12 protein-coding genes are annotated in these 12,437 nt (G+C 61.0%); 4 read left to right on the top strand and 8 right to left on the bottom strand.

Annotated features, from left to right (window positions below):
* Window positions 1-492: 492 nt before the first annotated feature.
* Window positions 493-1,428: an HNH endonuclease gene (locus EWE75_RS13795; RefSeq protein WP_206364769.1), complete on the bottom strand. Its 936-nt coding sequence runs from the start codon at window positions 1,426-1,428 to the stop codon at window positions 493-495.
* Window positions 1,429-1,816: 388 nt separating this feature from the next.
* Here EWE75_RS13795 and EWE75_RS13805 point away from each other — a divergent pair, with 388 nt between their 5' ends.
* Both EWE75_RS13805 and EWE75_RS13810 read left to right on the top strand, forming a co-directional pair.
* Window positions 1,817-2,353, top strand: a complete 537-nt coding sequence (locus tag EWE75_RS13805; protein WP_130158439.1) for an alpha/beta fold hydrolase — start codon at window positions 1,817-1,819, stop codon at window positions 2,351-2,353.
* Window positions 2,354-2,728: 375 nt separating this feature from the next.
* A complete protein-coding gene (locus tag EWE75_RS13810) occupies window positions 2,729-4,699 on the top strand; it encodes a M1 family metallopeptidase (RefSeq protein ID WP_130158441.1) in 1,971 nt (656 codons plus the stop codon).
* A 270-nt stretch (window positions 4,700-4,969) separates the two neighbouring features.
* On the opposite strand, the gene EWE75_RS13815 is transcribed toward EWE75_RS13810, so the two are convergent.
* A complete protein-coding gene (locus EWE75_RS13815; protein WP_130158443.1) occupies window positions 4,970-5,161 on the bottom strand; it encodes a hypothetical protein in 192 nt (63 codons plus the stop codon).
* Between the two features lie 142 nt (window positions 5,162-5,303).
* Between EWE75_RS13815 and EWE75_RS13820 the strand changes: the two genes are divergently transcribed.
* Window positions 5,304-5,492 carry a hypothetical protein gene (locus EWE75_RS13820; RefSeq protein WP_130158446.1) on the top strand — a complete coding sequence of 63 codons (189 nt, stop codon included), beginning with the start codon at window positions 5,304-5,306 and terminating at the stop codon, window positions 5,490-5,492.
* A 284-nt stretch (window positions 5,493-5,776) separates the two neighbouring features.
* Here EWE75_RS13820 and EWE75_RS13825 read toward each other — a convergent pair whose 3' ends face one another.
* Window positions 5,777-6,094: a helix-turn-helix domain-containing protein gene (locus tag EWE75_RS13825; protein WP_231708355.1), complete on the bottom strand. Its 318-nt coding sequence runs from the start codon at window positions 6,092-6,094 to the stop codon at window positions 5,777-5,779.
* 394 nt (window positions 6,095-6,488) lie between these two features.
* Window positions 6,489-7,070 carry an RNA polymerase sigma factor gene (locus tag EWE75_RS13830; RefSeq protein ID WP_130158448.1) on the bottom strand — a complete coding sequence of 194 codons (582 nt, stop codon included), beginning with the start codon at window positions 7,068-7,070 and terminating at the stop codon, window positions 6,489-6,491.
* 129 nt (window positions 7,071-7,199) lie between these two features.
* Between EWE75_RS13830 and EWE75_RS25565 the strand changes: the two genes are divergently transcribed.
* Entirely contained in the window at window positions 7,200-7,553 is a 354-nt protein-coding gene (locus tag EWE75_RS25565; RefSeq protein WP_282432697.1) for an ATP-binding protein, read from the top strand.
* A 125-nt stretch (window positions 7,554-7,678) separates the two neighbouring features.
* On the opposite strand, the gene EWE75_RS13840 is transcribed toward EWE75_RS25565, so the two are convergent.
* From EWE75_RS13840 to EWE75_RS13855, 4 genes are all read right to left on the bottom strand, one after another.
* Entirely contained in the window at window positions 7,679-8,284 is a 606-nt protein-coding gene (locus EWE75_RS13840; protein ID WP_165388383.1) for a TetR/AcrR family transcriptional regulator, read from the bottom strand.
* 88 nt (window positions 8,285-8,372) lie between these two features.
* Window positions 8,373-9,875: a carotenoid oxygenase family protein gene (locus EWE75_RS13845; RefSeq protein WP_130158450.1), complete on the bottom strand. Its 1,503-nt coding sequence runs from the start codon at window positions 9,873-9,875 to the stop codon at window positions 8,373-8,375.
* A gap of 18 nt (window positions 9,876-9,893) precedes the next feature.
* Complete coding sequence (locus tag EWE75_RS13850) at window positions 9,894-10,859, bottom strand: amidohydrolase family protein (protein ID WP_130158452.1); 966 nt, start codon at window positions 10,857-10,859, stop codon at window positions 9,894-9,896.
* A gap of 13 nt (window positions 10,860-10,872) precedes the next feature.
* A complete protein-coding gene (locus tag EWE75_RS13855) occupies window positions 10,873-12,384 on the bottom strand; it encodes an NAD-dependent succinate-semialdehyde dehydrogenase (RefSeq protein ID WP_231708351.1) in 1,512 nt (503 codons plus the stop codon).
* Between the last annotated feature and the right edge of the window lie 53 nt (window positions 12,385-12,437).

The following is a 12,437-nucleotide window of genomic DNA, read 5'->3' on the forward strand; positions in this document are numbered from 1 at the left end:
CAGCGCGCCCATCTTACGTTTGGTTGGGGCGCAGGGCTGAGTCGATCTCTGCCCTGCGGTACACCGAATCGTCGGGAAGGGCATTTCGTACTCGGGCGAACCCGTCTGCCCGTTGGGGCATAGGGATAATATGGGTCGCTGGCCGTGATTGGTGTCGACGCTCCCCAAAGCGCCGTTCCGCTTCTGCGGCGGGACCAACCGGCATCCTCAACCAGCTAGCCGGATTCCAACCGTCGCGCCGACCTAGGTCCGCGCATTCCATCGCAGCCGATCCTCAACTGGCCGCAATAGTTCGCCCAAATCCGACGCGGAAACCCGGACGGAGACCCGGACGCAAAACCCAAAACCAGAAAAAATCCAATGATTTCAACAGGTTTTGGCGGAGACGGAGGGATTCGAACAAGCACGTAAAACGTGGAATTTTTTTGATGAAGTTGGGTGAAAGGTGCGATTTTCACCCGTTTTGGCGCGTCCTCAATGCTACTATGGGCACTAACGGGATGCCCCGCGCATTAGCTTCCGAAGTGCACCGGGGGCGAGAATCGGATTGGAGCGGTGGAGCATCCTATGGCAGTTCGAACACACTGCACATAGATCGCTGATCTTGGTCTTGTCTCCGGGCGTCATCTCCGAAATCGGCTTAGTGTGGTGGCACTCGATAAATTGTGCCCCCAACGCACCATATGCCTTTTCGAAATCAAAATGGCAGACCACGCAAGCATAAGAGTTGAGGCTTGCTTTGAAGGCTGCGACCAATTTTGCACTGCGCTCGCTTTTTTTATGCACCCGCAGGGTCTTTTCGCCCTCTTCCTCTCCTTCTTCTGGCCTCGCGCTGGGAAGGCTAGGCTCAGTGCCCGCAATCGCCCGGAATTGCTCTTCAGTGAGGTCATAAGACGTGACCATGCGCTGGCGTCCGGGGGCGAATATGTCACCTGAGATTGGAAGCGGTTGCCTGAACACCCTGACCTTCTCAGCGGGAGTCCGCCAGTTGAAATAAGTGAAGTCCTGTCGAATGGATTTCTCAATTTCCTCTATCGACATTCCCGCATATCGCGGATGCGCTTGCCCGGACGCCGATAGTTCAAAGACATCGCTCGCCATCTGTTCGATTAACGGCTCCGAAGGTCTTGCGTCGCCTGTCTCAAGGTATTCGGCGCCATCATAGTAGCCAGCAGCGCGCCATCCACCCGCATCGTATGTGGCCAAAACTAACCCAAATTTCTCACCGACATACTTTTTTGCGGGGTTGGCCACGGTGTAGCCGAGCATTATTCCCTCTCTAGCCAGATCGAAACTGAAGTTCCAATCTTCGTGGCCAAAGCCGTGCTCGCGCACATATTCACCGACACCGCCTTTGCCTAAACGTCCAGCAGATGGCCGCCTCCAGCCTTCCGAGTTCGGCGCAACTCTGTGCAATTTGTAGCGCATCAGCTCAGCCCCCCGCTTCCACTCCGAACTCTTGGATCAGAAAATCCACAGTAGCCGGATCGCGAAGGCGGCAAACGACATTCTGATTGGCAAAGATGCCCCGGAAGGTTCGTGGATCGTCGGCATCGAATGTCCGCTTCCATTCGACGCCCACGACATACTCGGCAAGATCGGGATCACTGGATCGCGACTTGATCGCGGGACCGTCCAGTGCCTGTTCGAATAAGGGGCCGTTGAAAATCGAGCCAACGCCCGGGGGAGTGGCCCTCGGGCTACGCCCTCACGCCACTCCCCCGGGCGTGCGCCACACTGGCCTGGTTTTACTCCGCCCCGTGGCCGACTTTTGCGCCGCCGTTGACACCTCTATCGCGACACCGTCGTCAAAGCCCTGAACAGCGTGTCGGGTCCGGCGATCCTCGTCGGCCACAGTTTCGCGGGCATCGTCATCGCCGCCGCGGCCGAGCAGGTGCCCGAAAAGATCGCAACGCTGGTGTTCGTCGCGGCCTATCTGCCGCAGGACGGGGACTCGCTGCTATCGCTCGCCCAGCAGGATCCCGACGCGAAGATTGGCCCGCAACTGACCATTGGCAAGGAGCGCGGTATCGCCATCGTGAACTATGCCGCACGCGCGGAACTCTTCGTCAACGACGGTCCCGCGCCGCTGAAGGCCAAGCTCCCCGATCTGATCCTCGACGAACCGGCCGCGCCGCTGGTCACGCCCGTCCATGTCACCGACGAACGCTTCGGCCGAGTCGACCGGATTTATGTCCATACTGGCCTCGATCAGGTCATAAGCCCTGCTTTCCAGGCGCAGATGGTCGCCCGCGTTCCGGTGCGGAAGACCGTCTCGCTCCAGACTGGCCACCTCCCGTTCCTGACCGACGTCGATGGCATGGTGCAGGCAATCGATACTGCCGCTGCGTGATGTTGCCGAAAACTGCGGCGGGGAGCTCTTTCACGAGTTCCCCGTTGCTTCAGCAAAAAAAGATGCAACGGAGCAGTCCGCGAGACAAGCGCTTAAGGCGAAGCAGGCGAGCGTTGCCACCATGATAGCAGAATACAGCGTCTTACGCTTCCGCCAATGCCGCCGTGCCTGGGTCAGTCGTCATCGCGGTCGATCTGCGCGATCCGATCTTGGCCAGTGCTCCCCCGGGCATGAGCGGTGAACCGCTTTCGCGTCGCTTGGCCGCCAAGGGCATACCCGGTCCTGATCGACATCCGGGCTGATGGGCATTTGTCCGCTATCAATGCGCCGCTGAATGGTCATGATACACGCACGATCGAACGTGTAGGAGCATAGATGAGATATCATTTTTCGCGGGCAATTCTACGTTCCGCCTGCGCTGCTGCGGTACTGTACACGGCTCCGGTGCAAGCCGCCGATTTCGACCCGAAGGCCGCGTTCGCTGCGCAGTCGCTGCCGGATGGCGTAAACGTCTATCGCTCTTCCAACGGCGCACCCGGACCAGGTTACTGGCAGAACCGAGTCGACTACGCGATCACCGCGCGGATCGACGCTGCAGGCAAGACGCTGACGGCCACCGAAACGGTCGATTACACCAACAACAGTCCCGATCCCCTGCCGAGCCTGTGGATGCAGCTCGATCAGAATATCTATCGTGCGGATTCACGCGCAGCGACGATCGGCGGCGGTCGGAAGGGCCGCGCTGCGGGCGCGCATAGCGACGGCTATGACATCGCGTCGGTGGAAGTGCTGCGCGGCAAGGCCTGGGTGAACATCCCGTTCGTCGTCTCCGATACGCGTATGAACCTCCGGCTCGACCAGCCGCTCAAGGGCGGTGGGACGAAGCTGACGTTCCGCATTGCCTACCATTATGCCATCCCAGGCGTGTGGGGCGGTCGCAACTCGTGGCTCGACACCCCGAACGGGACGATCTTCGATATTGCGCAGTGGTTCCCGCGCATGGCCGTCTATGACGATCTGCGCGGCTGGGACACGCTCCCCTATCTCGGCTCCGAATTCTACTGCGAATATGGTGATGTGGATTATGCGATCACCGTACCCGCCGACATGATCGTCGCCGGCGGCGGCGTGCTGACCAACGCGGAGGAAGTCCTGACGCCGCTGCAGCGCACCCGCCTCGCCAAGGCGGCTGGCAGCGATGCCACGGTGATGATCCGCACGCCCGACGAAGTGACGCGTGACAGCGGACGCCCCGCGGCAAACGCCGAGAAGACCTGGCGCTATCACTTCGCCAACACCCGCGATGTGGCCTTCTCCGCCTCGCGCGCGTTCGTGTGGGACGCGGCGCGGATGAACTTGCCCGGCGGCAAGACCGCGCTGGCGGAAAGCGTGTATCCGGTCGAGAGCGCAGGCGCCGCCCGCTGGGGGCGGTCGACCGAATATCTTAAGGACTCGGTCGAGAATTTCTCGCGGCGCTGGTTCACCTATCCCTACCCGACCGCGTGGAGCATCGCCGGCGGTTCAACCGGCATGGAGTATCCGGGAATGGCGTTCGACGGCATCCCCGATAAGGGCAAGGAGCTGTTCTGGATCACTGCGCACGAAATCGGCCACACATGGTACCCGATGATCGTGGGCTCGAACGAACGCCGCGACGCCTGGATGGACGAAGGCTTCAACACCTTCATCGACACGTTCGAAAGCGACGAGTTCAAGAACGGTGTTTTCGGACCCAAGCGCGACAGCGAATATGCTCCGGGCGGTGGCAATCCGGTGGACGAAATCCTGCCGCTGTTGGCCGACAAAGATGCGCCGCCGATCATGAGCTATCCGGACGTCATGGGCGAAAAATACCGCCACTCGGTTAGCTATTTCAAGACCGCGTTGGGGTTGCGGCTGTTGCGCGATGTCATCCTTGGCCCGGACCGGTTTGATCCTGCCTTCCGCAAATATACTGCCGACTGGGCGTTTAAACATCCCAGCCCGTCAGACTTCTTCCGCGAAATGTCGAGTGAATCTGGCGAAGACCTTAGCTGGTTCTGGCGGGGCTGGTTCTTCAACAACTGGCAGCTCGATCTCGCGGTGACGAACATTGCCTATACCGATGGTGACTCGGCCAAGGGTGCCAGCATCACGCTCGAGAGCCGTGACAAGCTCGTTATGCCGGCGGTGCTGGAGGTAAAATATGCCGATGGGCACTCCACGCGGATCAAGCTGCCGGTCGAAACATGGATGCGGATTAAGCCCGTGATCGCGGCACCAGCCGGGCGCATCGCATCGGTCATGCTGGATCCCGACCATCTTTTGCCGGACCGCGACCGAAGCAACAACCGCGTGGCGCCGTAAGGCAATAGGGAAAGGTGCGCTCAATTGCAGCGAGGAAGCAATCGTGGACAGTCACGGGGACTTTTCCGCCCGGTAGCCGGACGCTGGCTCATTCTAGGTTAGAGGAATTCTGCCGGATGCCAGCTCGAAGGCTGCGACCAGACGGACTCGGCTCCCCCGGGGCAAGGGCCCGTGTGTCAGTCACAGGTCGCCGAGCTTCCGCTCAAGGTCGGGAAGAGTCGCTGTGCATCCGGATTCACAAACCGCTTGGCCGGCGGCCAAGCGGCGCGCTCATGCCGCGACGCTCGCCTTGGAAGCGAGGTTCACGGCAGCCCTGCCGAGTGTATCCTCGGCAGCACGGGCCATGGTTTCCCAGGTGATCGCTGAACGCTCGTGCATCTCGCGCCGGTTCGGCAGGTTCGTTTTTTCGGCTGCCGCGCGCTGGGCCGCAGCATTCGCTCTATAGGTTTCGATCGTCGTCATCGCGCGCCCTATCGCCCAAATCCGCCTTCGCGTCGAATCCGGTTCGGCCGGGAGGTTGCCATCGCAGCCGCGACGTGCCTGGCTGTCGCCAGGACAGCCAGGCAATTGACGCTTGCGGAGCGCGACGTGAATAGAGGCAGGTATGGACGCTTGGCTTTTCTCCAATTCCGACCGATTGCGCGCGCTTACGGCCGTAGAGCTGGGCGACAACCTGCCCGTAGAGCTTGCCCCGTGGGCACCGCTGCGCCGCTATTTTCTCGATGTGAAAGCGCCTGACGAGCAGGAGGCCATCGCCTTGATCTGCGAGCACGGCTATTGCTGCTTCGAGTAGGCCGCCGCCGCATTGGCCGGTTTGAGCCAAAAAAGACGACGCAGTCGTTTGGTAGAGACGACTGCGACCTGCCCCGCCAAGGTTTGCCTTGAACGAAGCCGTCAAGGGTCCCTTAATATCTGTCTGAACGCTGTGGCCTCTCACTGGCCGACTATATCCAGCGCTGCCATGCCGTGGACTGAGACGTCAGGCCTCGCCCGGTCCCGGCACGACCGAAATGGGCACATGCGTTATGATCTACAGGACTTGGTATAAGCCCGACCGCCGTCTGGCATCTTCATGGATCAGCCCGAGACACCCTCGCGGAAAGTAGTCCGGCGTCGCCATTTTGCAGGTGTGTAGCCCGATGCCTTGGCGAAAGCCTTCGTGAAGTGCGCTTGGTCGGAGAAGCCGCACTCCAGGGCGACTTGCGCCAACGGTAGCGCAGTCTCGGTCAGGAGGCGTTTCGCGTACGCGATGCGCTGCTGCACGAACCAGGCATAGGGCGCGATCCCAACCGTGTTGGTGAAAGCGCGCACGAAATAGCAGAGCGACAGTCGGCACAGAGACGCGATTTCCGAGATCGAGATCGCGCTGCCAAGATTGCGCCGCATCGTGCGCATGGCCAAGCTAACCTGCCAGGCGGCGAGGATCGGACGGGCGTTCGTATCTCGTTTCCCGCCCTCGAAACGCCGCTGCCTTCCGACCGGAACCAACCGTCTTTTAGTCTGCTCTGGCCGAGCGCACGGTATGACGCCCACGCCCACGCTTCCATAAGTCGCCATGACGACTCCCAATGGGTTGCGAGACAGATTGCGCGCGCCGGGAACCTCAGCGCCCTGCCCCCGTCGGCCACCACCACAGAAAGCGGCGGCGGAAGCCGTCGCGCGCTCGAGGAGGAAGCCCTACTATTCCCAAGGGGTGGACACATTGGCGGACCAAAAGACGCCCCATTTTTTTGGAGGTGGGCGCAGGACGCGGACATGGACGCCCCATCAATCGATCGAGGGAGTGCCTTCAGAACCGCTGCTTGGGACGACCTAGGATCTTTCGGAGATGGGCTTCCGCGCGAGCGAGCTCTTTTTGAATGGAGCGCTTATGCAAGCCGAACTCGACGGCAATCTCGCCTTGCGACTTTTCGTCCCGCCACCTGGCTAGGAATATCGCCTGCCGCTGGGCCGGGAGGGCGTGAAGCGCCCGCAGGGCACGGCGCATTTCATCCGTGGCAAGCGCGGCAAATTCCTGGTTCGACGCGTTATCCGGAAACTCGGATAGCCCAGCATCGTCGATGTTGACCGTGTGCCGGTCACTCCGGCTCCGGTTCTTTGCGAGATTGATGGCCATCCGGTAGAGGTACCCCCGCGGGTTGTAGAGGTAGCCGATGGACGGGTCGGCCCTCAGCTTGACATAGACGTCGTGGAGCGCATCGGCTGCAGCCTCGGGGGAGCGGAGTTGTGCCGAGAGCCGCGTCAGCAGTGGCCCATATTCGGTCTCGAGCAGGGCAAGAAGTTGTTGGACCGGGCTTTGGCTGGTCAGCTGGTGGGAAGCATCGGCTTGGCTCGTTCGTGTAGGCTCGGATGATTTCGATTCGTCAGTCATTGTGAAGGTCTACAATCGAGAACGCCCTCAACGCCTGCACACCGGCGGCTTTGCCAACTGACGCCAAATACATTATTCTGGCCGGCTCTGCTCATCGTGAAGGTGAGGCTCTTCTCTACCGTCGATCTGGTGGACCCGTTTGTAGCACGAAAGGCCGTAAACAAAGCGGGTCAGCTTGCCGAGCGGCTGCTCCCGCCTCGACCTCGTCATCCTCGACGGACTGGATATCTGCCGTTCATCCCTCCCAGCGGCGCCATGCTCTTCCATCTGCTCAGCAAGCTATACGAGCGCACCAGCGCCATCATCACCACCGACCCCAGCTTCAGCGAGTGGGCGGACGTGCTCGGCGATCCCGAGATGACGATGACGTCCATGGATCGCTCACGCACCACTGCTACGTCGTCGAGACCGACAATGACAGCTTCCGCTTCAGGGCAAGCGCCGCCACCGCCGAACCCACGAAAGGAGAAAACCATGACTTAACCCAAGCCCGAGAAAGCGTGGCGTATGCCCGCGACCGGGTCACTTCGAAATGGAAAACGCCGGGTAAATTCTCAGCAGGAAGCGACAGTTCTATGGTTCATAAACCGAATCCGGACAGCGCAGCTTCAAATCACGCCGGCTTTTAGCCCAGCAATAAGCAAGTCCATAACCGCATCAATGCCATCGGGCCGAGCGTCGCCCCGAGTGACGAAATAGGGATGCTGGAAGCGACTCGTTCCTTCATGAATCGCCCGAGCCGCGCGTGATATGTCATTCACCTTTAGCTCACCGCGCTTTACGCCATCGGCGATGATCGAAGCGATCTGCTCGCGCAAATGCGCAACGTGTTCCGTGATCACGTTGCGTGAGGCTTCGGCTAACGAATTGTAGGTGGCGAACAGCTCTGGATCGCGCGCCAGTTTATCCAGTTTAACCGCGATAAGCCCCTCTACCCACCCGCGGAGCCGAACCTCGGACGGGCCATCCTGTGCAACAAAGCTGTAAAGAGGTTCGGCGATGCCGCGCAGCCAGCGGGCAGCGACGAGATCCTGAATGTCGGCTTTGCTGTTGAAGTGCCGGTACACATTCGCGTGGCTCATCCCCAGATGGCGCGCTACATCCACGACTTTCGTCTTCGCAGGACCATGCCGACGCAGAAGGTCTTCCGCCGCCTGCAGGATGCGCTCCCGCATGTCGGGAATGTCAGGAACTGGTATCGAAGCTTCAGCCAAACTCAATCCCCGTTATGCAGCACGACCCCGGTGTAGAAGCCGCCGAGCGATGGCTCAAGCAAAGCCTCATGTTATTTCCTAGCCTGCCTTACCTGTCGCTTGTCATCAGATTGGCACCAGCGCGAGCCCGGCCAATCCGGACCTGCTGTTCGATGAACGAGCGCTCATACCATTCGCCATGCAGGCCGGGACGCAGCCGAATCGGCAGCTTGACCTTCGCGATGGGCGGCGCTGCGAAGTCTGCGGTATCGACCAGCCACAGCTCGGAAAGTTGCTGCCCCGTCATGTGAGTGATGAGGAAGGCAAGATAGCCATCGGCTTCAGGCCCCTCTGGCGACCGCGGGATGAAGATCGGCTCTTGAAAGATCACCTCGTCCGGGCCGGTGTGATAGATGGTTTCGCCGTTCGTCACGTCGATCTTCGCGATGGTCCGGAAGATCATCTTTTTGCCCTGCGCGAAGGCCTGCCCCGGCGTCTGCACCATCATGAAATGGGTGCGGTAGGGTCGCCCCTGCCAGCGATCGTCGACGATCGGGAATTCGCCGGTGGCCGGCGACAGCACCGTCTCGACGATCTTACACTCGTTGTCATCCAGATCGACGGTCCAGCGGGTAAGCCGGCACAGCGACTTCTCCTCATCGAACGGTGCGCCATTGATGTCGGGAAAGAAGGGAAAGGCATTGCCGTGCGCGACCGGCGCATCCAGATGCATCCGCCGGCCTTCCTGAAAGCCGTTGGCGAAATGCTGGGCGAAGCGGTTCGGCCCGCTGAACCAGCGCACCTCGTCGCCGCGGCCATAACGCGGCAAAACGCCGACATAGCTGTCCTTCGACGGGTCGAAGCGGAAGTGGACGTCCATCTTCTTCAGACGCTCGATGTCACTGGTCACCGCGGTCAGCGGAAAGGCGACATAGTCCTCGCCGATGACGAATTCGTGGATCATTCCCGAATATGGTGCCTCCAGCCACGCCTCGTGGATGATCTCGCCATCCGGACTGATGACATAATAGGCAAGGTCACGCGTCGCTTCGCCCTTGGCGGCATAGCCTATCGCGAACATCTCGCCCGTCTTTGGGTCGACTTTGGGATGCGCGGTAAAGGTCTTCGACGTGAGCTTGCCGCCGAAATTGGTGTAGCCGACCGTATCGAGGGTGATCGGGTCCATCTCCAATGGCGGACTGTCCTCCTTCATTGCGAGCAGGCGACCGCCGTGCAGCTGGATGCCGGTGTTGGCGGTCCCGCGGATCTGACCCTGTACGGAAGGATCGTCGTCGAAGGGATTGCGGTAGGCACCGAACAGAGACCGGCGTGCCGCACGCTCCAGCTTCAGTTTGTCGGTCAACGCGTATTTCGACTTGAAGTCGACATGGCCGTCGCGAAACGTGAAGGTGGTGACCATGCCGTCGCCGTTGAAGGCGATGTCCTTGCCTGATTTGGCAGGAAACGCAGGATCGGGACCGACGCGGTAGAAGGTGCCATCGAGATGGGCCGGGACCTCGCCCTCGACCTCCAGCTCGAAGATGTCTCCTTCGAACCGGCTCGGCTTCATGAAACCTGAATAGACGAACTCATTGGGAAACAGTGTGGCCATAACGACCTCCTCTTGTGCCTAGAACGCCCAAAGCTTTTGCGCATTGCCGCCCAGCACCGCAGCGCGGGTGGCATCATCGATGTTCAACGCCGCGACGTGCTCGGCACCCAGGTCGACAAACGGATAATCGGTCCCGAACAATATGCGGTTCCAACCGACGATCCCGCCCACCATCTCGATGAACGGCGGGTAGAAGGAGCATGTATCGTACCAGAAACGCTTGGCGAAACTACTGGGCAGCTGGGTGATGTGCGCGCGACAATCGGCATAGTTCCGATATCCGTTGTCGAGTCGTTCGAGCAGGTCGACAAAAGCCGCACCGGTATGCGCGACCACGAACGGGAAGTCCGGATAACGCTCAAAGACGCCAGCATAGATCAGACGAGCCATAGCCAGGCTGGTGTCGTAGAGAAAGCCCACCCTTACACCCAAGGCGAACTCGTCCATTGCGCCAGCGAAGGTCGGGACCATCGGGTGTTCGACGACCGGAAAACGAAGCTCGTTCAGTCGCGCCCAGAGCGGTTCCAGGCGGATATCGCTAAGAGGGACGCCATCGAGATTGGAACCGAGCGAAAGCCCTACGACGCCAGGCGCCGTCCGCACCCGCTCCAGCTCCGCCAAGGCAGCTTCGACGTCGGGCAGCGGAAGAGTGATAACCGCGCTCAACCGATCGGGATCGGCGGCAATCCGCGCGATGATCCGGTCGTTCTCCGCCCGACACAGCGCGATGCGAACTTCCGGTGAAAATTCATAGACACTGGGGGTCGAGAGCGACAGGATGCGCCGGTCGATCTGCTTTGCGTCCATATCGCGCAACAGATCGTCGGGATCGAACATCCGATCCCAGAACGGCAGCCAGTTCGACCCGTTGCGCTTCAGGAAGTGAACCCCGGCGGGGCGCCTCTCCACCGTCACGCCCGGCAAGGCTTCCAGCGCCTCGTAAAAGGGTCGCGCCGTATAGTGTCCGTGAACGTCTATCCGCACCGGCTCTTACTCCCTAGAACTGGCTGACGAACTTGGTGTCGAGATAGGGTTCGAGACCCTCGATGCCCCCCTCTGAACCATAGCCCGACGCCTTCATGCCCCCAAACGGCGTTTCGGGCGAAGCGATGGAGGTCGGCGCGCCTACCGCAAAGCTGTTGATGCCGATCATACCCGCCTCGATCTCATCGGCGACGCGGATGGCGGTCGCGTTGTCGCGGGTGAAGCAATAGGCCGAGAGGCCGAACTCGGTGGCGTTGGCCTTGGCGATCGCATCGTCGGTGTCGGTGAAGCTGTTCAAGGCGATCAACGGCCCGAATGGCTCCTCATGCATCACCCTTGCATCATCAGGCACGTCGGCCAGGACCGCCGGCGTGATAAAGTGGCCGATCTCACCGACACGCTTTCCACCGCACAGCAGCCGGGCGCCCTTGCTCACCGCGTCGGCGATCAGCGCCTCGATCCACGGCACGCGGCGCTCATGCGCCAACGGCCCCATCTGCGTATCCGGTGCAAAGCCGTCGCCGACCTTGATCGATCCGACCAGTTCGGCCACCCGGTCGCAGAACCGGTCGTAGCTACGCGCCTGAACATAGAACCGGGACGGCGAAATGCACCCCTGCCCGCCGTTGCGGAACTTGCGCGCGTAGGTCAGCTGCGCAACATCCTCGATATCCGCATCGTCGAAGATCAGGATCGGCGCATGGCCGCCGAGTTCCATGACCGAGCGCTTGACCTGCCGCGCGGCAAGACTAGCCAGCTCGGCGCCAATTGCGGTCGATCCGGTGAAGGCAAAGCCCTTGATCCCGGCGTGCGTCAGCAGGTGCTGAGAAACCTGGGCGGGCACGCCGAATACCACCTGGAGCACGCCCTTCGGCAAGCCTGCATCCTCAAATGCCTCCGCGATCGCAAGCGTCGAGTTTGGCGTTTCCTCGGCGGGCTTGATGATACACGAACAGCCTGCGGCCAAGACAGACGAGATCTTGCGCACCGGAATCATGAACGGATAATTCCACGGCGTGAAGGTCGCGACCGGACCGATCGGCGTCTTCATCACCATCTGTCGCTGATGGGGTACCCGCGACGGGATCAGGCGCCCGTAGATGCGCCGCCCTTCGTCCGCGTCCCAGTCCAGGAAGTCGGGCGTGCCGGCGATCTCGCCTTTGGCCTCGTGGAGCGGCTTTCCCTGCTCCAGAGTCATCTGAACTGCGATCTCATCACTGCGCTCGCGCAGAAGTTCGGCGGCCCGCCGGAGGATCTTGGCCCGATCATACGCGGACGTTGCGCGCCAGATATGAAAACCTCGCTGCGCCGCGGCAACGGCTCGGTCGAGGTCCTCCGCATCGGCCAGCGGCAGCTTGGCGAGCGCCTCCCCCGTCGAAGGGTTCACTACCGGCATCGTGGCACGATGATCCGGACCCAGCCGCTCGCCGTCGATCCAGAGAAAGGGCGTTTTGTAATTCTGCATGATCCTCCACCGGCGTTGCAAGCCGTTCAGCTGTTGGGAATGAACATTGTTCTCAGGCAACTTGCCGGGTGCGCCCGACAGGGTTCAGAAGGCGCGGAACAGCCTGCAACGAT

This window comes from Sphingomonas populi (assembly GCF_004208535.1).
Taxonomy (GTDB): Bacteria; Pseudomonadota; Alphaproteobacteria; order Sphingomonadales; family Sphingomonadaceae; genus Sphingomonas; species Sphingomonas populi.

Bases quoted from the DNA above. Each gene is read 5' to 3' on its own strand.
- EWE75_RS13795 (WP_206364769.1), bottom strand. From the start codon at position 1,428: ATGCGCTACAAATTGCACAGAGTTGCGCCGAACTCGGAAGGCTGGAGG.
- EWE75_RS13820 (WP_130158446.1), top strand. From the start codon at position 5,304: ATGGACGCTTGGCTTTTCTCCAATTCCGACCGATTGCGCGCGCTTACG.
- EWE75_RS13810 (WP_130158441.1), top strand. From the start codon at position 2,729: ATGAGATATCATTTTTCGCGGGCAATTCTACGTTCCGCCTGCGCTGCT.
- EWE75_RS13830 (WP_130158448.1), bottom strand. From the start codon at position 7,070: ATGACTGACGAATCGAAATCATCCGAGCCTACACGAACGAGCCAAGCC.
- EWE75_RS13825 (WP_231708355.1), bottom strand. From the start codon at position 6,094: ATGCGCACGATGCGGCGCAATCTTGGCAGCGCGATCTCGATCTCGGAA.
- EWE75_RS13815 (WP_130158443.1), bottom strand. From the start codon at position 5,161: ATGACGACGATCGAAACCTATAGAGCGAATGCTGCGGCCCAGCGCGCG.
- EWE75_RS13845 (WP_130158450.1), bottom strand. From the start codon at position 9,875: ATGGCCACACTGTTTCCCAATGAGTTCGTCTATTCAGGTTTCATGAAG.